This is a genomic window from Saccharopolyspora cebuensis (assembly GCF_039542665.1).
In the GTDB taxonomy this organism is placed as follows: domain Bacteria; phylum Actinomycetota; class Actinomycetes; order Mycobacteriales; family Pseudonocardiaceae; genus Saccharopolyspora; species Saccharopolyspora cebuensis.
In genome coordinates this window covers 283,319-305,503 of record NZ_BAABII010000004.1, presented here as the reverse complement: position 1 = coordinate 305,503, position 22,185 = coordinate 283,319, and the positions used below count along the sequence as shown (strand labels likewise).

At 70.9% G+C, this 22,185-nt stretch carries 26 protein-coding genes and 1 tRNA gene; 17 read left to right on the top strand and 10 right to left on the bottom strand.

Annotated elements, in window-relative coordinates; all coding sequences use genetic code 11:
* Nucleotides 1–38: 38 nt before the first annotated feature.
* From ABD976_RS08115 to ABD976_RS08105, 3 genes are all read left to right on the top strand, one after another.
* Nucleotides 39–1,184 carry an endonuclease/exonuclease/phosphatase family protein gene (locus tag ABD976_RS08115; RefSeq protein WP_345359691.1) on the top strand — a complete coding sequence of 382 codons (1,146 nt, stop codon included), beginning with the start codon at nucleotides 39–41 and terminating at the stop codon, nucleotides 1,182–1,184.
* A gap of 138 nt (nucleotides 1,185–1,322) precedes the next feature.
* Nucleotides 1,323–1,853, top strand: coding sequence for a hypothetical protein (locus ABD976_RS08110; protein ID WP_345359688.1), 531 nt, complete (start codon nucleotides 1,323–1,325; stop codon nucleotides 1,851–1,853).
* 51 nt (nucleotides 1,854–1,904) lie between these two features.
* Nucleotides 1,905–2,162 carry a hypothetical protein gene (locus ABD976_RS08105; protein ID WP_345359685.1) on the top strand — a complete coding sequence of 86 codons (258 nt, stop codon included), beginning with the start codon at nucleotides 1,905–1,907 and terminating at the stop codon, nucleotides 2,160–2,162.
* A 27-nt stretch (nucleotides 2,163–2,189) separates the two neighbouring features.
* On the opposite strand, the gene ABD976_RS08100 is transcribed toward ABD976_RS08105, so the two are convergent.
* The 3 genes from ABD976_RS08100 to ABD976_RS08090 form a co-directional block, all read right to left on the bottom strand.
* Nucleotides 2,190–2,510 (bottom strand): CPCC family cysteine-rich protein, encoded by a 321-nt coding sequence (locus ABD976_RS08100; protein ID WP_345359683.1) that lies wholly within the window; start codon nucleotides 2,508–2,510, stop codon nucleotides 2,190–2,192.
* 68 nt (nucleotides 2,511–2,578) lie between these two features.
* Nucleotides 2,579–3,661 (bottom strand): helix-turn-helix domain-containing protein, encoded by a 1,083-nt coding sequence (locus ABD976_RS08095; RefSeq protein ID WP_345359680.1) that lies wholly within the window; start codon nucleotides 3,659–3,661, stop codon nucleotides 2,579–2,581.
* 33 nt (nucleotides 3,662–3,694) lie between these two features.
* Nucleotides 3,695–4,354, bottom strand: a complete 660-nt coding sequence (locus ABD976_RS08090; protein ID WP_345359678.1) for a GntR family transcriptional regulator — start codon at nucleotides 4,352–4,354, stop codon at nucleotides 3,695–3,697.
* A 166-nt stretch (nucleotides 4,355–4,520) separates the two neighbouring features.
* On the opposite strand from ABD976_RS08090, the gene ABD976_RS08085 reads away from it, so the two are divergent.
* A complete protein-coding gene (locus ABD976_RS08085; RefSeq protein ID WP_345359676.1) occupies nucleotides 4,521–5,072 on the top strand; it encodes an NUDIX hydrolase in 552 nt (183 codons plus the stop codon).
* On the opposite strand, the gene ABD976_RS08080 is transcribed toward ABD976_RS08085, so the two are convergent.
* Both ABD976_RS08080 and ABD976_RS08075 read right to left on the bottom strand, forming a co-directional pair.
* Nucleotides 5,047–6,414 (bottom strand): NsdA family TPR-like regulatory protein, encoded by a 1,368-nt coding sequence (locus ABD976_RS08080; RefSeq protein WP_345359674.1) that lies wholly within the window; start codon nucleotides 6,412–6,414, stop codon nucleotides 5,047–5,049. The genes ABD976_RS08085 and ABD976_RS08080 overlap by 26 nt on opposite strands.
* A gap of 386 nt (nucleotides 6,415–6,800) precedes the next feature.
* The gene (locus ABD976_RS08075; protein WP_345359672.1) at nucleotides 6,801–8,000 is read right to left on the bottom strand and encodes a helix-turn-helix domain-containing protein; all 1,200 of its coding nucleotides are present in this window, start codon (nucleotides 7,998–8,000) and stop codon (nucleotides 6,801–6,803) included.
* 77 nt (nucleotides 8,001–8,077) lie between these two features.
* Between ABD976_RS08075 and ABD976_RS08070 the strand changes: the two genes are divergently transcribed.
* From ABD976_RS08070 to ABD976_RS08035, 8 genes are all read left to right on the top strand, one after another.
* Nucleotides 8,078–8,332 (top strand): HC3 family zinc finger protein, encoded by a 255-nt coding sequence (locus tag ABD976_RS08070; RefSeq protein ID WP_345359669.1) that lies wholly within the window; start codon nucleotides 8,078–8,080, stop codon nucleotides 8,330–8,332.
* Nucleotides 8,329–8,541, top strand: a complete 213-nt coding sequence (locus tag ABD976_RS08065; protein ID WP_345359666.1) for a hypothetical protein — start codon at nucleotides 8,329–8,331, stop codon at nucleotides 8,539–8,541. The genes ABD976_RS08070 and ABD976_RS08065 overlap by 4 nt, the downstream gene beginning before the upstream one ends.
* Entirely contained in the window at nucleotides 8,538–9,065 is a 528-nt protein-coding gene (locus ABD976_RS08060) for a hypothetical protein (RefSeq protein WP_345359664.1), read from the top strand. The genes ABD976_RS08065 and ABD976_RS08060 overlap by 4 nt, the downstream gene beginning before the upstream one ends.
* The gene (locus tag ABD976_RS08055) at nucleotides 9,062–9,526 is read left to right on the top strand and encodes an Imm1 family immunity protein (RefSeq protein WP_345359661.1); all 465 of its coding nucleotides are present in this window, start codon (nucleotides 9,062–9,064) and stop codon (nucleotides 9,524–9,526) included. Before ABD976_RS08060 ends, ABD976_RS08055 begins: the two co-directional genes overlap by 4 nt.
* Before the next feature lie 534 nt (nucleotides 9,527–10,060).
* Nucleotides 10,061–10,429 carry a hypothetical protein gene (locus ABD976_RS08050; protein ID WP_345359658.1) on the top strand — a complete coding sequence of 123 codons (369 nt, stop codon included), beginning with the start codon at nucleotides 10,061–10,063 and terminating at the stop codon, nucleotides 10,427–10,429.
* 137 nt (nucleotides 10,430–10,566) lie between these two features.
* A complete protein-coding gene (locus ABD976_RS08045) occupies nucleotides 10,567–10,731 on the top strand; it encodes a hypothetical protein (RefSeq protein WP_345359655.1) in 165 nt (54 codons plus the stop codon).
* Nucleotides 10,728–10,892 (top strand): hypothetical protein, encoded by a 165-nt coding sequence (locus ABD976_RS08040; RefSeq protein ID WP_345359652.1) that lies wholly within the window; start codon nucleotides 10,728–10,730, stop codon nucleotides 10,890–10,892. Before ABD976_RS08045 ends, ABD976_RS08040 begins: the two co-directional genes overlap by 4 nt.
* Nucleotides 10,893–10,989: 97 nt before the next feature.
* Nucleotides 10,990–11,727: an AAA family ATPase gene (locus ABD976_RS08035; RefSeq protein WP_345359650.1), complete on the top strand. Its 738-nt coding sequence runs from the start codon at nucleotides 10,990–10,992 to the stop codon at nucleotides 11,725–11,727.
* Between the two features lie 36 nt (nucleotides 11,728–11,763).
* Here ABD976_RS08035 and ABD976_RS08030 read toward each other — a convergent pair whose 3' ends face one another.
* Together ABD976_RS08030 and ABD976_RS08025 are read right to left on the bottom strand one after the other, a co-directional pair.
* Nucleotides 11,764–12,534: an ABC transporter permease gene (locus ABD976_RS08030; RefSeq protein WP_345359648.1), complete on the bottom strand. Its 771-nt coding sequence runs from the start codon at nucleotides 12,532–12,534 to the stop codon at nucleotides 11,764–11,766.
* Nucleotides 12,531–13,517 (bottom strand): ABC transporter ATP-binding protein, encoded by a 987-nt coding sequence (locus ABD976_RS08025; RefSeq protein ID WP_345359646.1) that lies wholly within the window; start codon nucleotides 13,515–13,517, stop codon nucleotides 12,531–12,533. Before ABD976_RS08025 ends, ABD976_RS08030 begins: the two co-directional genes overlap by 4 nt.
* Before the next feature lie 73 nt (nucleotides 13,518–13,590).
* Here ABD976_RS08025 and ABD976_RS08020 point away from each other — a divergent pair, with 73 nt between their 5' ends.
* From ABD976_RS08020 to ABD976_RS08000, 5 genes are all read left to right on the top strand, one after another.
* A complete protein-coding gene (locus tag ABD976_RS08020) occupies nucleotides 13,591–13,866 on the top strand; it encodes a cold-shock protein (protein ID WP_345359644.1) in 276 nt (91 codons plus the stop codon).
* Between the two features lie 19 nt (nucleotides 13,867–13,885).
* Nucleotides 13,886–14,356: a MarR family winged helix-turn-helix transcriptional regulator gene (locus ABD976_RS08015; protein WP_345359642.1), complete on the top strand. Its 471-nt coding sequence runs from the start codon at nucleotides 13,886–13,888 to the stop codon at nucleotides 14,354–14,356.
* 45 nt (nucleotides 14,357–14,401) lie between these two features.
* Nucleotides 14,402–14,486: transfer RNA gene (locus tag ABD976_RS08010), tRNA-Ser, on the top strand.
* Nucleotides 14,487–15,046: 560 nt separating this feature from the next.
* A complete protein-coding gene (locus ABD976_RS08005; protein ID WP_345359639.1) occupies nucleotides 15,047–15,586 on the top strand; it encodes a VanZ family protein in 540 nt (179 codons plus the stop codon).
* 543 nt (nucleotides 15,587–16,129) lie between these two features.
* Complete coding sequence (locus ABD976_RS08000) at nucleotides 16,130–17,245, top strand: glycosyltransferase family 87 protein (protein WP_345359636.1); 1,116 nt, start codon at nucleotides 16,130–16,132, stop codon at nucleotides 17,243–17,245.
* Between the two features lie 1,798 nt (nucleotides 17,246–19,043).
* Here ABD976_RS08000 and ABD976_RS07995 read toward each other — a convergent pair.
* From ABD976_RS07995 to ABD976_RS07985, 3 genes are all read right to left on the bottom strand, one after another.
* Complete coding sequence (locus tag ABD976_RS07995; protein WP_345359633.1) at nucleotides 19,044–20,054, bottom strand: SMI1/KNR4 family protein; 1,011 nt, start codon at nucleotides 20,052–20,054, stop codon at nucleotides 19,044–19,046.
* A 105-nt stretch (nucleotides 20,055–20,159) separates the two neighbouring features.
* Nucleotides 20,160–20,960, bottom strand: coding sequence for a citryl-CoA lyase (locus tag ABD976_RS07990; RefSeq protein ID WP_345359630.1), 801 nt, complete (start codon nucleotides 20,958–20,960; stop codon nucleotides 20,160–20,162).
* The gene (locus ABD976_RS07985) at nucleotides 20,957–22,180 is read right to left on the bottom strand and encodes a CaiB/BaiF CoA transferase family protein (RefSeq protein WP_345359627.1); all 1,224 of its coding nucleotides are present in this window, start codon (nucleotides 22,178–22,180) and stop codon (nucleotides 20,957–20,959) included. The genes ABD976_RS07990 and ABD976_RS07985 overlap by 4 nt, the downstream gene beginning before the upstream one ends.
* Nucleotides 22,181–22,185: the final 5 nt, after the last annotated feature.

Genomic DNA, 22,185 nt, shown 5'->3' with positions numbered 1-22,185 from the left:
GGACGGGGTCCGACGGCACAACCGAACGAGGAGCACCCGTGCGCCGCGCCCTGCTCGCCGCCCTCGCGGTCACCGCGACCGCGTTGGTCCCCGCCGCCCCGGCGGCGGCCGCCGACCCGATCCGGTTCGCGACGTTCAACGCGTCGCTGAACCGCCCCGCCGAAGGCGAACTCCTGGCGGACCTGTCCACACCGGACGACGAGCAGGCCCGGGCGATCGCCGAGGTCGTCCAGCGCACCCGCCCGGACGTGCTGCTGCTCAACGAGTTCGACCACGTCGCGGGCGGCGCGGCGGTGGACGCCTTCCGCCGCAACTACCTCGCCGTCGGCCAGCGCGGCGCCGACCCGATCCACTACCCGCACGCCTTCACCGCCCCGGTGAACACCGGCGTGCAGTCCGGTGTGGACCTCAACCGCGACGGCGAGGTCGGCGGCCCCGACGACGCGCACGGCTTCGGCCAGTTCCCCGGCCAGTACGGCATGGTGGTGCTGTCGAAGTACCCGCTCGGCGACGTCCGCACCTTCCAGCACTTCCGCTGGGCCGACCTGCCCGGCGCGTCCTGGCCGGACGACCCGGCGACGCCGGAGCCGGGGGACTGGTACTCGCCGGAGGCGAAGCGGGTGCTGCGGTTGTCCTCCAAGTCGCACTGGGACGTGCCGGTGCGGGTCGGCGGGAAGCCGGTGCACTTCCTGGTCTCGCACCCCACGCCGCCGAGCTTCGACGGCGCGGAGGACCGCAACGGGTTGCGCAACGCCGACGAGATCCGGTTCTGGGCCGACTACGTCACGCCGGGCCGGTCCGGCTACGTCCACGACGACGAGGGGCGGCGCGGCGGTCTCGCACCGGGCGCGCGGTTCGTCGTCGCGGGCGACCAGAACTCCGACCCGGTCGACGGCGGCAGCACCGGCATCCGCGAGCTGCTGCGCGCGCCGAGGGTGATCGACCCGCTGCCCGCGAGCCTCGGCGGTGCCCGCGCCAGCCAGGAGCAGGGCGGCGCCAACGACCAGCACCGCGGGCTCTCCGTGTTCGACACCGCCGACTTCGCCGACGAGGCCCCCGGCAACCTGCGGGTGGACTACGTGCTGCCCTCGCTGTTCCCGCTGCGCTCCGGGGTGTTCTGGCCGTCCGGCAGGCTGGCCGAGGCTTCGGACCACCGCCTCGTGTGGGTCGACGTGCTCGGCTGAGCACCGGCGGGTGTGCGCGTGGCCAGCGGAAGGATGAACGGTCATCGCCCGGACGGCTGCTGAGCGCGCTTCCACCCGGCCGCGTCGGGCGCACCAGTGCGAGTGTTCGGCGGGAGAGGTTCGGTGGAAGGGGATCGGATGAACTCGTCGGCGTTGCTCGCGAAGGCCGCGGTGGTCGGCTTGTCGCTGTCCGCGCTCCTGGCGCCGGCGGCCTCCGGCGCTGAGCGTTCCACCCATCCCCTCGCGTTCCAGGGGGCGGGCGTGGGGGTGTGCGATCGGGGCACCTATTGCATCTACGAGTCGAAGAACTACAACGAGGAAGGCCCCGGGGCGCCGCCGCTGATGCAGGTGTGGCAGCACGACGGCGCGTGGAAGGACTTCCGGAAGCACCCGGTCACCGGACAGCCGTTCGTGCCCGACGCCACGAACCGGGTCCGGTCGGTGTCGAACGACCTGGACCGGACGATCTACTTCATGGAATGGGAGTGGGGCGACCCGGGGTCGGGCGTCACCGAGTGCATCGCGATCCCGCCGCATTCCGCCGTCCGGGACGTGCTCGCGCAGGGTTCGGACGGCGGGTACGGGTCGGTGTCGCTGGACCCGGACCTCGCGCGGCAGTACGGCTGCCGGGAGCTCACCCCCGACAGCACGATCACCTCCGGGCAATAGCGCCGAGCATTCCACCGCCGGTGGCCCCGCCGGGCTGGCACGATCGGTGCCATGGGCCTGTTCGAGGAGAAGCCGAAGCTCGCCACCGTGCTGGGGCGGGCGTTCCGATGCCTGGTGTGCGGGCACGCCCGGTTCTCGTCCCGAGAGGTGAAGCTGAACTCCACCGGCGCGGAGCTGTTCAACGTGGCGTGGGCGAACCAGTCCGCGATGGGGCTGATCTGCGCGCGGTGCGGGTACGTGCACGAGTTCACCGGCAACCGGCCCGAGCTGTGGAAGGAGAAGGACGGCTACCCGGAAGGAGCCGACTGACCACCGCAAGCACCGGCCCGACCGGCCTCACCCGGGCGGGCGCTCCCACGCCGACGGTTCTCGCACGAACTGGGTGCAGCGCAGGTCGCAGGCCCCCATGGTGCGAAAGTTGCGGCGAGCTTCGGTGAGGCTCAGCGAGCCGTTCGGGCCGCCGCGCACCCGGTCCGCGTCGTGGTCGTCCTGGCCGTCGTCCTCCCAGAAGCACACCGAGCAGACCTCGAAGCCGCCGCGCTCGTCGAGCGTCACGAATCCGCAGCAAGGGCAGGGGTACGGGCCGTCTTCCGGCTCCCCGTACACGTTCACGAACACCACCGGCTTCCCGCGTCGTGGTGGGGGATGGGTCCGCATGACCCAAGCACGCCAGGAACCCGCGAACAACTGATTTCGCCGGGACCGGCGCCGGCTCCCGCGGGACATCAGACCAGGCGGTGCACTTCCCGGATGCGGGCCGCCGTGCGGGCGGACGGCATCGCCGCCGCGCGGCGCCGGGCTTCGGCGAGGGTGCTGCGCGCGGCGTCGAGCTCACCGGCGCGGGCGTGGGACTCGGCGAGCCACGTCAGGTAGAGGGCGACCTCCCGCGCGTGCTCGGCGGGGTAGCCGCTGATGGCGTGGGCGAGCAGCGGCGCGGCGTCCCGCGGGCGGCCGAGCGCGACCATGCAGCGAGCGGCCATCACGTCGATCTCGCCGCGGTCGAGCCAGTAGGTCCATTCCGGCTCGTCGCCGCCGCGCCGGTCGTAGGTGTCGTCGACCGCGTCCAGCGTGCGCCACGTCAGTTCCGCGTCGCCGGACCGCGCCGCCGCCCACGCGGCCCGTTCGAGCAGCAGCGTGCGCACCACGGGCGTGGCCCCGTCCGCGCCGCGCACCGCGGTGCGCGCCAGCAGCGACGCGTCGACCGGGTCGCCGACGTTGGCGATCTGGTAGCTCAGGCTCGACAGGAGCTGGGCGCCGAGGACGCGATCGTGCGCGTTGTTCGCGGCCCGGACCCCGGTCAGGTAGTGGCGCCGGGCGTCGGCGTGGTTCCCGGCGTCGTCGGCCACCCATCCGGCGAGCTGGTACAACTCGCCGAGCGCGGTGAACAGGCGCCGCCCGATCGCCTCGGTGCACGAGGCGTCGTCGGCGAGCCGTTCGGCGCGGGCCAGCTCGCCGGTGATGACCGGGAGCAGATCGGCGCTGCTCACCACGTCGTCGAGGTGCCGAAGCTCGACCACGCGCGCTTCCAGCCCGGCCACGTCCGAACCACCGATGCGCCGACCCGCGCGGCCGGGCGGGGGCTCGGCGAGCAACCACTCGTGCGCCACGCGGAGCGGCTCACCCGGCGCGTCCGCCAACGGCACCCCGAGCACCTGCTCGTAGGCCAGGACGACAGCGCGCACCACCGGACGCTTCCCGGTCTCGATCATGCTGAGGTAGGAGCGGGCGAAGTGCGTCCGCAGCGCCATCCGGCCCAGGCTCAACCCGGCCGCCTCCCGAGCGGCCCGCAGATCCCACCCCAGCACCATCCCGGCTCCCGCTGCGAAGCTGCTCCTGCCGCGTCACTCCGCTGGGAAGGTGTAGCGCAGTTCGTACTGCCCGGCGGGCATGACCATGTCGTTCACCTCGACCACGCGCTCTCCGGACCGCGCGATGCGCCGGACGCGCAGCACGGCGCGGACCTGATCCCCGAGGACCGCCCGTTCCTCGGCGGTGCTCACACCGGCGGAGACGATCTCCTCGAAGTCGCTCAGCGCGAAGCCCATCTCCTCGATGCGCGCGTACGCGCCTCCGGGCCCGGTGACGACCTCTTCGAGCACCGTGCCTTCCGTGATCGACCGGGGCAGCCGGGACGTGGCGAGCTGCACCGGCATCCCGTCGGCCCGCATGACCCGATCGCGGACGCACACCTGCGCCTCGGGCGCGATTCCCAGCACCTCGGCGAAGTCCCCGGCCTCCTCGACCCGGATGCGGACGCTGGGACCGGCCGCGAATCCCTGGTCGTCCGCCTCGGCGAGGAACGCACCCTTGTCCTGTTCCCGGCGCGCCCGGGACAGCCGCTGGCGCGAGTCGAGCCGCTTCACGACCCGCGGCGGGGTCACGAACACGCCCTTGCCATGTTCGATGGTGACCACTCCGTCCTCCGCCAGCCTGCTCAACGCCTCCCGGACGGGACACGTCGTAGGCCGACCCGATCGCAGGCTCGCACCCGACGTCTGCACCTGAGTCGCCGCACCTCCGGACGTCCTGACGACAGGATCAGCCAGGGCCGGTACGGGCACAAGGAGCTCAGCGGGTGATGGCGCAGGCAGGAGCGTGGCAGTTCTGCCCGGCGGTGCGAAGTCCGCTCTGCCGTCATCACCGCCCGCTGCGGTAGCGTCGCGCCCCGTGGCGACCGATTCCGAACCCGTGCTGACGACGTGGACGATCCACGGGGAAAAGCTGCTGGACGACACCCGGCGGTTGAAGCTGAGCGTCGCTTCCGTGGAGCTGCCGGACGGTGTGACGTTCGAGCAGTACGTGTTGCGGATGCCGAAGGCCGCGATGACGGTCGTGGTCGATTCCGGTCACGTCCTGATGATCTGGCGGCACCGGTTCATCCTCGACAAGTGGGTCTGGGAGCTGCCCGGCGGCTACGTCGACCCGGACGAGGACCCGGCCCTGACCGCCGCTCGGGAGGTCGAGGAGGAAACCGGATGGCGCCCGCTGTCGGTCGAGCCGTTCGGGGCGTTCCAGCCGATCACCGGAACGGCGGATTTCGAGAACCTGCTGTTCCTGGCCGAGGGGGCTGAGGACACGGGTGCGGCCGCCGACGTCAACGAGACCGCCCGGGTCGCGTGGATCGATCTCGACGAGGTTCCCGCGATGGTCGCCCGCGGCGAGATTCCGGGAGCGGCGGCCCAGGTCGCGCTGTTCAAGCTCCTCGCGGCCCGGCGGTGACGCCGAGCTGCGCGAGGTCGGCCACGAACTCGGCCACAGCGGGAGCGCAACGGTAGCGGCGGAGGCGGCGTGCGACATCGCGCAGGTACTCCCGGCCCCGGGCCGATTGCACGGCACCGGCCAGGCGGACCGCTTCGCGTCCCACCGCGCATGCTTCATCGACGGCCCCCCGCGCGGCGAGCACGGAGGCCAGCAGGGCCGTGTTGAACAACCGGCTCCGGTCGTACCCGGCGCTCATGCGCAGTGACCGGCGCGCGAACTGCTCCGCCTGCCGGTGATCGCCGAGTTGGAGCAGGCAGTGCGCCGACTTCGCCGCGAGGTACGCCGCGTCGTAGTAGCTCAGCCACTCCGGATGGGCTTGGCCCGCAGCGCGGGCGAACGCCGCGTCGGCATCGTGCAAGGCGCGGAGCGCCGCCGGCTTGTCCCGCACCAAGGCGTGACCGTGAGCTGCCATCGCGGCCGTCTCCGACTCCAGGGCTGCGAAGGGCGTTCGCTTGGCGGTGTCGCGTGCTGCGGTGGCGAGCGCCAGCGCGGTGGCCCCGTTGCCCGCATGGGCCGCTTGGTGACTCATGCCGGCCAACATCTCGGCGCCGAGCGCCGCATCACCGGCGTGCTGGCACATGTGCAACGCGTGCTGGAGGTGCCGGCGCCCGGAAAGGGCGTCACCGACGTCGTAGGCCATCCATCCCGCGAGTTGGTTGAGCTCGGCGACAGCACCGGCGAACTCCGGGTTCGCGGTTCGCCACCCGGTCAGCGCGGGCGCGACCTCGGCGCTGAGGTAGGTACTCACCGCCGACCGGGCGTGGCCGCCGCCGAAGCGGTTGTCGAACCTGCGGAACATCGTCGTGTGTTGGCGGATCGATGTCACGTCGACCGGCGTAGCGGATGCGGCCGTGAGCACGGGCGGGGGCCCGCTGAACCAGCCGAAGGCCGCTCCGCTGCCCCGGTCACGAGCGGTCCTCCGATCGGGGAGCCGGAACCACAGGAAATTCTCCGGGATGTGCAGCACTTCCGCCCACGCCGCCAACTTGTCCAGGTCGGCAGGTGGACGAGGAGCCCGCTCGATCCGGCTGACCTGCGCCTGCGTGAGGCCGAGCCAGCGCGCGACCACGGCCTGCGTGAGCACCGGCCGGTGTTCGTACCGGTAGGCGTAGAGCACGGCACCGAAGTGGCGCGTCTTCAACGCCTCCGCCAACGCCGGACGTCGCCAGAACACGTCGGGTTTGGTTTCCGGCACAGTCGCGGCATCCCTGCGCTGGCATGCGCTGCACAGCGAAGCGGTGTTGTCCGCTGCAAGTCCCTTGCCGCAGGTCCTGCACACCCGCCTCGCATGTGAGCGCAACGCCAACTCCCCATCAGCCGCAGTGCGGACGCTCAGCATACGCCCGGGTCCGGACAGTGCTGGGCGAATATGCGTCACGCGCATATCGCATACCGAACGTGACGTTCCACCGGGCCCTCACCGCCACGACAGTCGGTCTTGTTCGGTCCTGCTCCTGCCTTCCCCTCGGGCGGAAGGCGCGTGAAGAATGAGGTGAAGACATGCTCCATCCGTTCCATCGGGTTCCTGCTGCGGGGCAGCGGCATGCGACGGCGGCGTCGCGGTGGTGCCACGGCGAGCGGGTCGTGGCGTTGTGCGGGGTGGCGTGGTTGTGGTGGACCTGCCCGCGGTGCGATGTGCGGGCGCACGAGCTGGCGGGCAGCGGGCCGGAGCGGCGTCCGCCGGGGTCACAGTCGGACGCGGGCCCAGCGGGCGAATCCGGCCAGGCTCCGGGTCGTCCGGTGGTCGGCGGTGGCCAGGGCCCGCACGGTCTCGCGCACCGACGGGTGGGTTCGGGTGCGGTGCGGCGAGATCCGGCGTGCCTGGTGGAGCTCGGCGAGGGCCCGTTCCCGATCGCCGTGCAGGGTCCAGGCGCGGGCTTGGTCGATGTGGTGGTGCCCGACGCGTTCCGGGCGCGTCCGGTCGGTGATGGTCACCCTGCTGGCGCGGGTCACGGCCTCGGTGCCGTCGTAGCGCTCGACCGGTACCGCGCACCAGTGGATCAGGACGTTGAGCTCGCTGGCATCGACGTTGTAGTACGGCTCCGGCACCGCCCCGCGCGCCACGCGGGCGCGCGCTTCCCGGAGGTGGCCGTCCGCGCGGGCGCCGTCCCCCAGGCGCGCGGACATGACCGCGGCACGCAGGTGCAGTTGTGCGGCGATGCCGTGCGCGGCGCCGTCCGGCGCGCGGTCGTCCACCCCGGTGAGCGCCCGGTCGAGGAGCCGGAGACCCGCGGCGTAGTGCCCGTTCTGCAGGAAGTGGCTCGACCGGTGCCAGTCGGAGACCGCGGCGCGCAGCGGGTCCCCGGTCGCGGGGGCGAGCGCTCGGTGCCGTTCCGAGGCGGTCGCGGCGATGTCGGGATGGCCGAACCGCCCGCCGACCGTCGCGGCCAACCGGTAGGCGTCGTGCAGCATGGCCCGCACCCGCTCGCCGGGTTCGGTGCCGGGCGAGGTCTCGGTCGCGCGCACGAACAACTGGTGCAGCACCGGCGGGAGGACGACGGCGAGGTCGGCGTACTTCTCCTTCTTCCGGAGCGCTTCGGCGCGGTCCAGCCGGGCCCGGATCGCGGCGGGGCCCAGCTCCGGCCCCTCGGGCAGCGGATCGTCGAAGGACTGGAGGGCTTCGCGCAGCGCGGCGATCTCCGCCGATTCGCTGTGCAGCTCGGCGATGCTGTCGGCGACCTCCACCCCGTAGAGCTCGCGCACCTCCACCCCGAAGGCCGAGGCGCACGCCGCGACGAAGGCCGGGCTCGGCGGGGTCCTGCCCTGCTCGACCTTCTTCACCAGGCTCACCGAGACGAACGCGTGTGCCGCCAGTCGCGCTTGGGTCCACCCGGCCAACTTGCGGAGGCGAGCGATCCGGTCGCCGACCCCGCCGTCTCCACCCATGACCGCATTGTCCCTTCGTTGTCCTTCCGGACCACCAAGCGCTCCTAGTGTCCACATGATTACAGGAGGTGATCACCATGTCGACATGGCGGACTTATCCGTTCAGCTGGGTTCCTGCTGCGGGGCAGCGGCATGCGACGGCGGCGCCGGGGTGGTGCCACGGCGAGCGGGTCGTGGCGTTGTGCGGGGCGGGTGTGGAGGCGGTCGATTCGGCGCAGGCGTGGTTGTGGTGGACCTGCCCGCGGTGCGACGTGAAGGCGCACGAGCTGGCCGGGGTGCCGATGCCGGGCAGCGGCCCGGTCGTGGTGTCGCGGTGGGCGGGTGTGTGGTGAGCGAGGATCTCCGGCGCCTGCTGCTGACCATGCAGGCCGCCGTGATCGGGCTCGGGGCGATGGCCCAGAACCTCGAATGCGGCTACCGGCCCACCGCGGCGCAACTCACCGAGCAGGCCCGCACCGCCGAACTGCTGGCGGCCCGGCTGCGCGAGGCCGCCGGAACCGGCGCCCCGCTGGTCATCGACAGCAACCCGGTGCGGCCATGAGCGGCCTGGTCGTCTTCGACGGCCTGCTGCTGCTGATCGCGCTCGTGCTGGGCATGACCGAGCACCACTTCCCAGACCAGCCCCCGCGCGTGTCCGCACCGGCATCCGGGCACGTGGCCGAACCGGAACGAGTCGCCGCAGCGCACTGGGTGATCTCGCCGGATCAGACGCGGTGCCACTTGAGCACGCTGCCCGGCTTGGCCGTGTGCGGACACCCGCTCCGGGGCGACTGGGCGCGCACCACTCGGCTCGACGCGATCCGCCCGGGAGAGCACGTGCCGTGCGAATCCTGCGTCGCCACCGGCGGCACCGAGCGCGAGTTCTACCAAGCCGCGAACGCCACCGGCCCACCCAAACCCGCCGAGGCAGCACGGCCGCTGCCGCCCCCGTCGACCTGGACCACCGACGAAATCCCGCTGATCACCGCCTACGTCGAAGCCGCACGACGCGCCCCGACCACGAGCGCCGCACGGAACCCCGCCCACCGGTCGGCCATCCCCGCACCCGGAAAGGCCAGACCATGACGACAACGCAGGCGCGGTCCGTGATCACCGGAATCTTCGGCCACGAGTTCCGCTACGCCTGGACGCCGGACGAGGCGCGGGACCTGGTCGACGCGATCCTCTACGGAGAGCCGGAGCAGTTCGCGCAGGTCTACGTGTGGGACCGGCCGTGCCGCCAGTCCGAGGACGGCACGGTTCACGAGTTCCCGCCGGGGCGCTTGCGCATCACCACCGACCGCGAGAACGGATGGGGCGCGCTGAACTACATGCACCCGGGCACTCCGGATGGTGACCTGGTCGACTCGTTCAACCCCGACACCGACGAGTCCGCGCCGGTGCTGCTGTTCGACGACGAGGGCGGGCTGCTGTTCCCCCGCTCGGCGTCGTTGCCGCTGGACCAGGTTCGCGGCGCCATCGCGGAGTTCTGCCGGACCGGGGCGCGGCCGACGTGCGTGCGGTGGCAGCCGGGCGAGTGGTTCTGACCGCGCCGGGCGAGGTCGGCGTGCTCGGAACGGACGGCAATGTCCCGAGTAGCGCCCAGTGATGAAGCCGCCCGACCAGCACGGCTGCTGCTGATCGCGGTCGTGCTGGGAGTGGTGCAGCCACTTCCCGGGCGAGCCCTCGCGCGGGGCCGCACCAGCCGACGGGCACGTGTCCAGCTTCGCCCCCTGCAGCGATGCGGGGGCGCCGTCGATGGTTACCCATTCCGGGCCGAGTGCGCCGCGATGATGCGCGAGGCCGGACACGCCCGCGGCGTGATCGTGCTGGACCGCACGGTGTGCGGCCTCGACGGCCGTAGCGCTCACCTTGGCGGAAATCCCCTGCGACCACGTGCGTTGCGCCAGGATCAGGGACATGGAGCGACGCCTCAGGGTTCTCATCTCGTCGGCGGATCAGCGGCCGCCAGCAAACCTCGTGATCACCGTAGCCGCCGCCCTGGCCGCATGGCCTGGTGCTCGACGTAGGCCGCATGTCTTGGCATACCGCGTGATCAAGCCGAAGCGGGGAGTGGGCGCATGACGGATGGCAACGGCGAGAACAAGGACAAGATCAACGGTGACATAGACGTGATCTGGTGGATCCTGGGAGCTGTCGCCGGGGTGGCCCTGACGGCGAAGTACATCCAATTTCTCGGAGTTGCCCGCGACGAAGAATTGCCGTTGTCGCAGGGACTATTGATGCTTGCCTGCATGTTCGGCCCGGCGGCGGTTCTTGGTTTGATCGCAGACCAGTTCCGCAAAGAGGTGCAGCGGGGGAGGATGCCTTGGGAGGTGTACTGGACCGTGCTGTCCGGCATCGCTGCCTCGGTGTTCACGTTCCTGGGCGTCACGGGTATCGACGACATCCTTGAAGCGGGGAGATTCGTGTTCTCCTCGGACGGGTGACGGTGAACCCGGCCGGGAACGTTCTGGCCGCGCCCGTGCTGACGGGTGGGCGGGGCGGCGTGCTCGGCGGTCGGGGACGGACGGTAATGTCCCGAGCACTCCAGGTGATGAAGCCGCCCGATCAGCGAGGAGCTTCCGTGACCCCGTACGCCCCGAGCTCGACCGCCGCGGTGCTCCACGCCGTCGAGAGCGCGCCCGACCGGTTCAAGGAGCTGCGCGACTCGTGGCCCGACCTCGCCGACGCGCTCGTCGTGCTGCTGCGCGCCCACCACCGCACCGTCCCGCCGGGAGCCGCGTCGTGAGCCGGTTCGGGAACGTCCTGGTGCTGCTCGGCATCGCGGGCGGGCTGGTGTACCTCGCGGCGGACGCGCTCGGGCGGGCGCTGGACGACCCGGCGCCGCCCCGGTCGGAGCTCGACGAGGACCAGGTCGAGGCGCTGCGCGCGGCGCTGGCCGAGCGGTAGCCGGTCCGGCCTCGAAAGCCGCGACCGCCCGGCGGGAGCGGCTCGGGGCGGAGGTGTGCGACCCTCGGCGCATCCGCTCTGCTGTGAGGGAAGGTCGATGCTCGTCCGCCGCGCCTACATCCCCGAGTCCCGCCGTCCCGGGGCGTTCGACGCGTGGCCCTACACGGTGCCCTGCGTGGCGGAGCTCGTCGAGCGGGGTCTGACCTTCACCGCCCCGGTGACCATGCTCGTCGGGGAGAACGGATCGGGGAAGTCGACGCTGGTCGAGGCGATCGCCGAGGGCTTCGACCTGGACGCGCACGGCGGACGCGCCGGCCGCAAGTACGCCAACGACCGCCCGAAGACGCCGCTGGGCGAGGTGATCGCGTTGGAGACCACCCCGGCCGGCGGGCGGATGCGGTCCGGCCCCCGGTTGCGGAAGAAGGGGTTCTTCCTCCGCGCCGAAACCGCGTTCGGTCTGATGAACGCCGTCAACGGCGGCTACGGCTACTGGCAGGACGACACCTCGACCATGTCGCACGGCGAGGGCTTCCTGACCGTGTTCGACGCGATGTTCCGGGACCGCGGCTTCTACGTCCTCGACGAACCCGAGGCCGCGCTGTCGTTCGACTCCTGCCTGCGCCTGGTCGCCCTGCTGCACGAGCTGGGGCGCACCGGGGCCCAGGTGGTCTGCGCGACGCACTCACCGATCCTGGCCGCCGCTCCGGGCGCGGACATCGTCGAGGTCGGCGACCACGGCAGCCGCCGCGTCGCGTGGGAGGACCTCGACGTGGTCGACCACTGGCGCCGCTACCTCACCGACCCGAGCCTGTACCTGCGCCACATCACCGGCTGATGCCCGCAACCGTCGCGCCGAGCAGGGTCCGGGTGCTCAGTCCAGGGCGCGGCGGAGGAAGAAGTGGATGCCGAGGCCGCCGAAGAGGAGCCCGGAGCCGACGAGGGCGAGGACGCAGACCCACGGTGGCAGGTGCGGGACGTGGGGGAGCAGGGCGCCGCGCATCCCTTCGCTGACGTAGGTGAGCGGGTTGAAGGCGCAGATCACCTGGAACCAGCGCAGGTCGTCGAGCTGCATCCAGGGGAACTGGGTGGCGCCGGTGAAGATCAGCGGGGCGAGGATCACCGCGAACATGATGTTGATGCGGCGCGGTGGCACGGCGGCGCCCACGGTCAGGCCGACCGCCCCGCCGCACAGCGAGCCCAGCACCATGCAGAGGAACGCGAACGGCAACCCGGCGAGGTCCCAGGTGACGGTGCCGAGCATCCAGAACCCGATCGGGACCATCAGCAGCGCGGCGACCAGCCCGCGCAGGGCACCGAACAGCATCTTCTCCACCGCCACGGCGCTGATCGGCAGCGGTGCGAGCAGCCGGTCCTCGATCTCGCGGGAGTACGAGAAGTCCAGGACCAGCGGGAACGAGGTGTTCTGCAGGGACACCAGGAAGGCGTTGAGCGCGACCATCCCGGGCAGCAGGATCTGGGCGTAGCCGGGCTGCACGTACCCGAGTTCGCCCAGGACCTTGCCGAAGATGAACAGCAGCGCCACCGGCTGCACCAGGACTTGCGCCAGGAAGCTGGGCAGCTCGCGGCCGGTGACGAACACGTCGCGGCCGAGGACGGCGAAGAACGCCCGCGCCGAGCTCATCGCAGTTCCCTCCCGGTGAGTCCGATGAAGACGTCCTCCAACGTCGCCGACCCCAGCGACAGACCGCTCAGCGCCACCCGGTGCTCGTCCAGCATCCCGGCGACCGGTCCGAGCAGCGACGCCGGTTCGCGGTCCACGTAGAGCCGCAGCCGGTGCTCGGTGACGCAGTCGGCGGCGGTGGTGACGCCGACCTCCTCGACCCCGCACACGCCCGCGACCCCGCGCAGCAGCTCCGGCACCCGCTCCGGGGCGAGCCCGTCGGGCCGCACCGAGGCGTCGATGGTCCCGCTGGCGGGCAGCGTGCCGATCAGCGCGCGCGGGGTGTCGAGCGCGAGCAGCCTGCCGTGGTCGACGACGCCGACCCGGTCGGAGAGCTTCTCGGCCTCGTCCATGTCGTGCGTGGTGAGCACGATCGTGACGCCCTGGGCGCGCAGGTCGGCGATCCGGTCGTGCACGAACAGGCGGGCCTGCGGGTCGAGCCCGGTGGACGGTTCGTCGAGGAACAGCACCTCGGGGCGGTGGATCAGCGCCCGGGCGATCATCAGCCGCTGCGCCTGCCCGCCGGAGAGGTCGTCGACCTGCGACTTGCCCTTGGCCGCCAAGCCCATCCGGTCCAGCAGCTCGTCGGCGAGCCGGTGCCGGTCGGCGCGCGGGACGCCGTGGTAGGTGGCGTGCCAGATCAGGTTCTGCCGGGCGTTGAGCGAGCGGTCCAGGTTGTTGCGCTGCGGGACGACGGCGACCTTGCGCCGCGCGCCCACCGGGTCGGCGGCCACGTCCACCCCCGCCACGACGGCGTTGCCGCTGGTCGGCAGCACCCGGGTGGTGAGGATGCCGACCGCGGTCGTCTTGCCCGCGCCGTTGGGGCCGAGCAGGCCGAACACCTCACCGGGCGGCACCCGGAAGCTGATCCCGTCCACGGCGTTCGTCCGGCTCTTGGGGTACCGCTTCACCAGCTCGTTGACGACGACAGCGGCTTCGGGCACGCCAGACGGTAACCCGCGGCACCCGTCCCGGAGCAACCGGAATTCCGCCCGGCGAGTCGACTACCGTGTCGGTGTGGACACCGAAGGTGAGCACGTCGGACGGGTCCGGGTGTGGCACACCGAGTACGGCTGGGGCGTCGTCGAGGTCGCGGGCGAGGAGGTCTGGGCGCACTTCTCGCGCCTGGAGGCGACCGGCTTCCGCGCGCTGGCCGAGGGCGACCGGGTGCGGCTGCGCGTCGAAGCGGCCGAGCAGGACGGCTACCGGTGGCGCGCGACGTGGGTCCGCCGGCTGCCGGAGCGGCGCCGGGGCCGCTGGTCCGTTCGCCGAAGGACCGGCCACTCCGGGTGAGGAGGGGTAATCTGGTCGGGTGAACGAACGGCAAGCCGCATGGCTCGACCAAGGCGAAATGGCCGCGTGGCGTTCGTACATCGACGGCAGCGCTCTGCTGGAACACCGCCTGAACAAGGAGCTCCACGCCGCGCACGGACTGTCGATCGCGGACTACGAGATCCTCGTCCGGCTCGCCGAACAACCCGACCGCCGGCTGCGGATGAGCAAGCTGGCCAAGGACGTCGCGCACTCCAAGAGCCGCGTCTCGCACCAGATCCGCCGCCTGGAATCCGGTGACCTGGTCCGGCGGGTGGAGTGCGACAGCGACGGCCGCGGCGTCCTCGCCGAACTCACCGACAAGGGCATGGCCAAGCTGCGCAGCGCCGCACCGATGCACGTGGCCGGGGTCCGCAGGCACCTGATCGACCTCCTCGAACCCCACGAGCAGCAGGTCCTCGCCACCGTCTTCAGCAGGCTCGTCGACCACCTGCACGACGTCGACGACTGACCCCACCGGGCCCGCAGCCCGCCCGGATTGGCTACGCTGCGCCCTGGAAGCGTGGCAGAGCGGCCGAATGCACTCGCCTTGAAAGCGAGCGTCCCGAGAGGGACCGGGGGTTCGAATCCCCCCGCTTCCGCTCTGGTGACCAGGCACGGCGGCGGCCGACGCCCCCGCGCCGACCGCCACCGCCCTTGGCCTCGGTCCTGGTCCCGTTGGGCTTTGCCGTCGTCGCTGGCCGTTGTTCGCGGCCCGGCCCACGACCTGTGCGCCATCTGGTCGGCGACGATCCGCGCACGGTCCCGTTCACGTGCGGGTAAGCGCCTCGCCATCAACGCGTTCGACCACGTGCATGGCCGTGCGGCTGTGGTCGCGGTTCCGCCACCCGAGCCCATTTCCGTCCGCACGAGGCAGCCGGTCCGGTGTCGTCCGGGGTGGTCACCAAGGCGGCCAGGCCCGTCGGGGGCTGCCCCGGGCCGGAAAGCTGTCGCGTGCCGTCGGCAGCCGCGCGGCATCGGCCGATCGGCCGATGCCCACTGCCGTGTCATCAGTCGATCGGCCCGACCTCACTAATATGAAATGGTCGATCGGCCGTAAACATCGGCTCCGCGGCTCCCTTGCTTGTTCGGAGTCCCATTTTCCCGGGAGTCGTCGTTACCTTTCATTCGTACACGCAGTCGACGAATGAGAAGTGCGATTGTGCTGAGTCTGGAATCGGTGTTCTCGACCGTGGAGAACACGTTGTCGAACCCGCTCATCCTCGTTGGAATGCTCGTGGGCGTGGTCCTGCTGGGCGCCGCAGGGCTGGTGGCGGCGCGTCGCTGGGGATGGCGGCCGGTGCCCTCGGTGCTGGCCGGGATGAGCCTCGGTGCGGTGTTGGGGGTGACGCTCTCCCGCACCCGGCCGGATTACGCCTCGATGCCCGGCGTGCGGGTGATCGAGGAACCGTTCTGCCAGTTGAACGGGTTCTCGATGATGGGCGGCAACGAGTTGTGGAACGTGCTGCTGTTCGTGCCGCTGGTGTTCTTCGCCGTCCTCGCCACGCGCAGGCCGCTCCCCGTGCTCGCTTCGGCCATCGGGCTCGGCGTGGTGATCGAGCTCGTGCAGCAGATCGCGAACCGAGGTGTGTGCGAGACGCAGGACCTGCTGAACAACGTCGTCGGTGCGGTGGTCGCCGCCGCGGTCGCGGCGCTGCTGACCCGCCGCCGGGGCAAGGAGGCAGCCATGCCCGCCCGCTGACCTGCACGGTCCCGTCACCTCGTCGGTGGCGGAGCAGCAGGTGCGTGGAGAACACCGGTGCGCTGGCGGCCGCGCTCTCCGCGCAGAGGAAATCCAGCAGCACTCGTGATCACGACCCGCGCATCCCGGACGCCTTCGCGGGCGGTCACGACACGTCCGCCTCGGTCTCGACCTGCGGGGCTCCACGAGCAGCGACGACGGATCAGCTCGAACGCGCCTGCTCAGGGCTCGGTGACGACCGTGCAGGGCGGCACCGGCGACCCGCTGCCGCCCTGACCCGCCGGGGCGCCGGGCGGAGGCGCCAGTGCGGTGGTGAGCGAGCGAGCAGGACGCCCGCTCGGTGGAACTGCGACATCAGGAATGGGGAAGAGCATGGAGACCGCCGCCGGTGCCCGAACGGGCAAGAGCCGCGGGGCGCGCACGCGGAATGCCGGAACGCCGGGCGATGCGGGTCCGGACGGCGCCGCGAGGACCGACGAGGCCGAGCGGACGCTGCCGCGAGCGGCTCCGCCGTGGATCGACCGCCGGTTTCGCCTGGTCCTGGTGGTGTCCGCACTGGCGCTCGCCTGCTGCCTGGGGACGTTGGTGTCGCTGTACTCGTTCTGGGGCGACTTCGAGGTCTACCGGTGGGCCGTGCACACCTGGCTTGCGGGCGGCGACTTCATCAACACCAGGTCGCCGGTCCGCAACCCCGATCCGCTGCCGTGGGTCTACCCGCCGTTCGCGCTGTTACCGCTGGCGCCCTTCGCCGTGGTGCCCTCGACGGTCGGTCTCAGCATGCTCAACGCCGTCGATGTGCTGGCTCTCGGCGCGACGCTCTACCTGGTCACCCGCCATGCGTGGCCGAGCGCGGGCACGCGGGGGGCGCTCTCGGTGGCCGCGGCCGGACTGCCGCTGACCTTCCTGCTCGAACCCGTGCACGCCTGCTTCGGGCAGGGCCAGGTCAACATCGCGCTGATGGGTCTGGTCGCGCTCGACTGCCTGGCCCGCGCGCCGCGCTGGCCGCGCGGGCTGCTGGTCGGCATCGCCGCCGCCATCAAGCTGACCCCGGCGGCGTTCCTGCTGTTCTTCCTGCTCCGCAAGGACTACCGCGCCGCCCTCACCGCAGTGATCACCGCGGCCGGGTGCACCGCGATCGGCTTCGCCGTCGACTTCACGGCGTCGGTCGACTACTGGTTCCGCCACGGCCCGGCCGCCGACGTCGCCGGACACGTGCTGAACAGCAACCAGTCGGTGTCGGGCGCGCTGAGCCGCCTGGACCTGCCACCGCTCGCGCAGCACGCCGGGTGGGCGCTGCTGTGCCTCGGCCTGCTCGTCCTGACCGCCCGCATCCTGCCCCGGGTGAGCGCTCCGACCGCCTTCGTCACCGTCGGCCTGTTCGCCGTGCTCGTCTCTCCGACCTCTTGGTCGAACCACTGGGTGTGGGCCGCGCCCGGCCTGCTGCTGCTGTGCGGCGCGGCGATCCGGCACCGGTGCGGCTACCTGCCGGTGGTCGCGACCGCGCTGGTCGCCATCACGGCTCCGTGGCACTTCCCGCCCAGCGTCGGGGGAGCCGAACTGACCTGGACACCGGTGCAGCACCTCGTCGGCAACACCTACGTGCTGACCGCCGTCGTCGCGCTGGTGTGGATCGCGCTGGCCACCAGGACCCGTCGATGAGGGCGCCGGTGCTCCGGTCGAGCGGGTGCCTCCGCCCTGGGAGCAGGGCGGTGCGGCCGAGTTCGCACCCGCGCGATGCCTTCGCGGGTTCGGTCGTCCCGAGCCCCGGTGCGCCGAGCGCCTGGTCGGGACGGCCTGGTGCGGGCCGCGCAGGTCGTCCCGCGAACGGCACGGGAGGGCGGACGCCCGCCGACCGTCGCAGGCACCCGGTGCTCACCGTCGGCACGTGTCCGCCGCCGTGGCCCACCTGGTCGCGGCTGCCCGCACGTCCGCCGGGCCCGGTGACGACCGCTCCCCGCGCTCAGTCGAGGTAGTTGCCGAGCTTGATCAGGTTCCCGTCGGGGTCGCGCAGGTGGAGGCTGTGGAGCGATGAACAGCGCCAAGCCGAATACCAAGAAGCCATGCAAAATGCTCCCGAGTCCGCTGAACACGAAGTCGTAATCGTGGCTTACCAAGCTGGAAATTATTGACAGCAGTACCCCTCGGGATCTAAAAAGAAGGAAACGGGCCTTGAGGGTAAGGCCGTAAAGCTTGAAGGGAAGGCCAAAGGGGATAAAGAATCGCCCACTTGCGAGTGGGTTATTGGCGGTGTCGGTATCTACCAAGGTTTTACGTGGGGCATGGCCTTCGGTCCTTGGGGCGCCGTCATCGCTGGCGGCGGTTGGCTGGCAATTTCGCAATTTGTTTGCTGAATGGATTGGTTGATTTCATGAAAAAAGAGCGCGACTTGGTGGCTGTTGGGATCAGTTCATCATTGATTGTTCTGTGCATTTCGGCACTGCTGTATATATTACAGCTCTCAGGGGTTGTGCCGTGGGGAGGCGCTCAGAAGACTGTTCCGTTTATTGTATTCTCGTCTATAGCTGTGGTAGTCTTTCTGGCGACCTATGCGGCCCGACGGCCACGAGGGAAAGATAAGTAGAGGCTCTGCCCAATCTGTTTGTCGATGTAGGGCTCCGTGGTCGGAAGGAATGGTATAGGTCCGGTAGTCATTATTGTTTAGGTGCTGCCACCTCCGGTGGGGTTGATGTACTTTGGCGCGGTATCAGCCCCACCGCCGCGCCCGAGCGACCAGGCGATCCATATCCGCAGCATGCGATTGATTGAACTGCCCAAGGGGGCTACGATGAGTCGAATTGTGGTCGGTGAGATTCTAGGGCTGATTGCCATGGCGCTCGCATGCGTTAGCCTGACTATCGGTGCCTTCTCCGAAAATCTTTCGGTATTTATCTCATCTATTTTTTTATCCGTGATGTCGGCCTTGGTCTTGCTTGTGGCGCGAAAGAGGCGGAACTCGGGTGAGCGGTAAGGAGGCTGTTCACGAAGGCCGTCAAGTCTTGGTGACGATCGTGCGGCGGCGCCGCAGTGGCCAGTATGTGAAAGAATTCGGCGGCCATGCCTTGAGAAGGTCACGGAGCCGGGGGAAAAGTCTACTCAGTCCTTTCTTCTGTGGCGCTTTTTCCGGGATTTGCAAGGGTGCCCCCGTTGGTTCCGGGCCTGGGGAGTGAGGTGGGCTTTTCCGCCCTGACGGTCATGCGTATGGTTTTGGCTGTGCGGCGCTTGCCATTGGTTTTCTCGCCATAAAGGCGGAAGGCTGTAGCGCTGTCCCGATGAATATCGGAGGGGTGGGAAGCAAATATTTCCCGCCCCTCCGGTGCTGCCTTTGAGGCAAGAGTGGTGCGAGCGGGTGCCAAATCGGCATGTGGGCAGTAGTAGCTCAAGCACGGCTTGCGCAGTCCTTCGTGCCACGCCCGATCGCGCGGGGTCCACCACGGCTGTCCGGCGAACAGCGGTCCGCTCAGTCGAGGTAGTTGCCGAGCTTGATCAGGTTCCCGTCGGGGTCGCGCAGGTGGAGGCTGTGGAGCGTGCCGCGTGCGCCGGTGCGGCTGACCGGGCCCGCCTCGATGCGCACGCCGCGGTCCTGGAGCTTGTCGATCAGGAGGAGTACCGGCTCTTCGACGACGAAGCCGAGCTCGGCGGTGCCCGGAACGGGGCCGGAGCGCTCCGCGTCCTGCCCGACCACGCGGAGGTCGATCCGGGTGTCGCCGAAGGCGAGCGCCGTGCGTCCCTCGTGCGCGACCACGTCGACGTCGAGCACCCGCGTGTAGAAGTCGATCGTGGCGTCCCGGTCCGCGACGTCGAGGACCAGGTCGTCGAGCCGGTCGATGCGCGCGGCACTGGTGATCCCGTTCGCCCGCGCATCGGCCGGTGCCGCGGGTTCCTCGGGCCCCGACTTCACGGTCGCGCCGGTCGCCGCTCGATGCGCGTTGGCGGTGCGGCCCCTCGCCACGAGCGCGCCGAAGCTGGGGAACGGCTCGGGGTCGGAGCCGTCACCGGTCGCCCATTCGTAGGCGATCGCTTCCCCGTCCGGCCCGGGCTTCGTCGGGTCGAGCAGCCAGTGGACGGCGCAACCGGAGTGGTCGCTCACCACCAGGCACGGCTTGACCACCTCGATGATCTCGTCGAGATCCGCGTCCGCCCAGGCTTCGAGCAGGTCGGCGTCCCGCTCCGCGAACCACTGGACCTCGTCGGCCCCGAGCAGCTCGCCGATCTCGGGATCGACGTCCCGCCAGCCGTTGCTGACGAGCAGGAAGTTGCGGTAGCTCGGCGGGAGCCGCACGCCGAGCCGCTCCTCGGTGGCGAGGACCGCTTCCTCGGTGGCCGCTTCGTAGCCCATCCAGCGGTTCTCGCGCTGGCGGGCATCGACGTGGGACAAGTCCTCGTTCGTGGCCGTTCGCAGGTATTCGTCGCTGTAGTCGCGGAGGAACTGCTGCCACTCGGGCACCGCGACGGGGTGGTTCGCACTCACGATCCCAGGGTCGCCGCGCGGTCGGCCGTCGGCGCCGATCGCGCGTGGGGCGCGGGGGATCCCTCGATCCGCAACGCGCGGCCAGACGCGCCCACCGCTGCCGGGTCAGTCGCGGTGGGGGACGTCGCGGGGTTCCGGACCGGTGTAGTCGGCGAGCAGGGAGCGGGGGATCGGGCCCTTGATGCGGGTTCCGCTGCGGCTTTCCTCCCAGGCGTGGGCGAGGACGCCCACCGAGCGGGACAGCACGAACAGCCCCCGGCCCAGTTCGGGCGCGAACCCCAGTTCGGAGTAGATCACCGCGGTGGCCCCGTCGATGTTCATCGGCACGGGTTTGCTGCGGCCCCGCGCCAACGCCCGCTCGACGGCCTGGGCCGCGCGCAGGTGGTGCCCGTCGACGACGCCTTCGGACACCGCGGATTCGACGAGCGACAGCAGCGGGTCGCGACGCGGATCGCGCGGGTGGAAGCGGTGCCCGAACCCGGGCACGTAGCGGTGCCTGCGCACCACGTCGGCGACGACCGGATCGAGGTCCTCGCCGTCGCGGGTGCGCCGCACCACCTCGGCCAGCAACTCCATGCACTGCTGACCGGCTCCGCCGTGCACGTCGCCGAGCAGGTTGGCCCCGGTGGCCACGGCGTTGTTGAGCCCCACCCCGCAGGTCGCGGCCATCCTGGCCGCTGCGATCGAGGGGGCCTGCGGCCCGTGGTCGACCCCGGCGGTCAGCGCGGCTTCCAGCAGCCGCGAGCTGCTGCGGTCGGGGAGTTCTCCCCGCAGCATCAGCCAGATGGTGTCGACGAACGAGGCGTCCCCGATGAGCTGCTCGACCGGGTAGCCGGAAAGCTCGATCTTCCCGGGTTCCACGCGCACCAGGTCCGTGGACCACCAGGCGGTCGTCTCCGAGCTCATACCGCTCCCTCCTCGCGCAGCGCCGCGATGGCGGCGGTGTCGTAGCCGAGTTCCCGCAGCAACTCGTCGGTGTGCTCGCCCAGCAACGGCGGCGGCCCCGCGGGCGCGGACGGGTTGTCGTCGATGCGGACGCCGTTGCCCACCACCTGAACGGTGTCCGCCGCGGCACCGGGGAACGGCAGGTCGTGCACGAACTCGCGCTCCGCGAGCTGGTCCAGCGCGAGCACGTCCGGCAGTTCGAGCACGCGGGCGGCGGGTACTCCGGCGGCGGAGAGCACCTCTTCCCAGTGCAGCGCCGGATGCCGGACGAGTCCTTCCTCCAGTTCCGCGCGCAGTTGCTCGCGGTGCTGCTTGCGGGACTCCCGTTCGGCGAACCGATCGTCGTCGATGAGCTCGGCGCGGCCGACCCGGCGGCAGAGCTCCTCGAACTGCTCCTGCTTGTTGGCGGCGATGTTGAGGTGGCCGTCGGCGGTGCGGAAGGTGCCGGAGGGCGCGGCCGTCGCGTTCTCGTTGCCCATCGGCGTCGGTTGGCGGTCGGCGATCAGGTGGTTGGACGCCACCCACCCGAGCGCGGTGATCGCCGTTTCCAGCATCGACAGGTCGAGGCAGGCGCCCCGCCCGGTCCGCTCGACCCGGACCAGGGCCGCCGAGACGGCGAAGGCCGCGGCCATCCCGCCGAGGGTGTCGCCGATGGGGAAACCCGCCCGCAGCGGCGTGGTGCCGGGCGTTCCGGTCACGCTCATCATGCCGGACAGGCCCTGGATGATCTGGTCGTAGGCGGGCCGGTCCCGCATCGGGCCGGTCTGCCCGAACCCGGAGATGGCGCAGTAGACCAACCGCGGGTTGAGCTCGTGCAGCCGCTCCTGGGAGAACCCGAGCCGGGCCAGCACCCCCGGGCGGAAGTTCTCCAGCAGCACGTCGGCGCCGGCGATCATCCGCTCCAGCACTTCCTTGCCCGACGGCGACTTGAGGTCGAGGGTGATCGAGCGCTTGCCGCCGTTCTGCGCGAGGAACGAGGTGCCGAGCAGCCGCCCGTTGAGCTCGGCGTCCGCGCCGAGCTGGCGGGCGAGGTCACCGCTGCCGGGCAGCTCGACCTTGATCACGTCCGCGCCGAGCAGGCCGAGCTGGTAGCTCGCGAACGGGCCGGCGAGCACGTTCGTCAGGTCCAGCACCCGCACGCCCGCCAGGACCTCCGGCGGAGCCGATTCGTCGAGTGGCACTGCTA

Excerpts from the sequence above, each read along its gene's own strand:
- ABD976_RS08110 (WP_345359688.1), top strand. The coding sequence starts at position 1,323 with ATGAACTCGTCGGCGTTGCTCGCGAAGGCCGCGGTGGTCGGCTTGTCG.
- ABD976_RS08105 (WP_345359685.1), top strand. The coding sequence starts at position 1,905 with ATGGGCCTGTTCGAGGAGAAGCCGAAGCTCGCCACCGTGCTGGGGCGG.
- ABD976_RS08100 (WP_345359683.1), bottom strand. The coding sequence starts at position 2,510 with ATGCGGACCCATCCCCCACCACGACGCGGGAAGCCGGTGGTGTTCGTG.
- ABD976_RS08095 (WP_345359680.1), bottom strand. The coding sequence starts at position 3,661 with ATGGTGCTGGGGTGGGATCTGCGGGCCGCTCGGGAGGCGGCCGGGTTG.
- ABD976_RS08075 (WP_345359672.1), bottom strand. The coding sequence starts at position 8,000 with ATGGGTGGAGACGGCGGGGTCGGCGACCGGATCGCTCGCCTCCGCAAG.
- ABD976_RS08070 (WP_345359669.1), top strand. The coding sequence starts at position 8,078 with ATGTCGACATGGCGGACTTATCCGTTCAGCTGGGTTCCTGCTGCGGGG.
- ABD976_RS08060 (WP_345359664.1), top strand. The coding sequence starts at position 8,538 with ATGAGCGGCCTGGTCGTCTTCGACGGCCTGCTGCTGCTGATCGCGCTC.
- ABD976_RS08055 (WP_345359661.1), top strand. The coding sequence starts at position 9,062 with ATGACGACAACGCAGGCGCGGTCCGTGATCACCGGAATCTTCGGCCAC.
- ABD976_RS08050 (WP_345359658.1), top strand. The coding sequence starts at position 10,061 with ATGACGGATGGCAACGGCGAGAACAAGGACAAGATCAACGGTGACATA.
- ABD976_RS08035 (WP_345359650.1), top strand. The coding sequence starts at position 10,990 with ATGCTCGTCCGCCGCGCCTACATCCCCGAGTCCCGCCGTCCCGGGGCG.
- ABD976_RS08030 (WP_345359648.1), bottom strand. The coding sequence starts at position 12,534 with ATGAGCTCGGCGCGGGCGTTCTTCGCCGTCCTCGGCCGCGACGTGTTC.
- ABD976_RS07990 (WP_345359630.1), bottom strand. The coding sequence starts at position 20,960 with ATGAGCTCGGAGACGACCGCCTGGTGGTCCACGGACCTGGTGCGCGTG.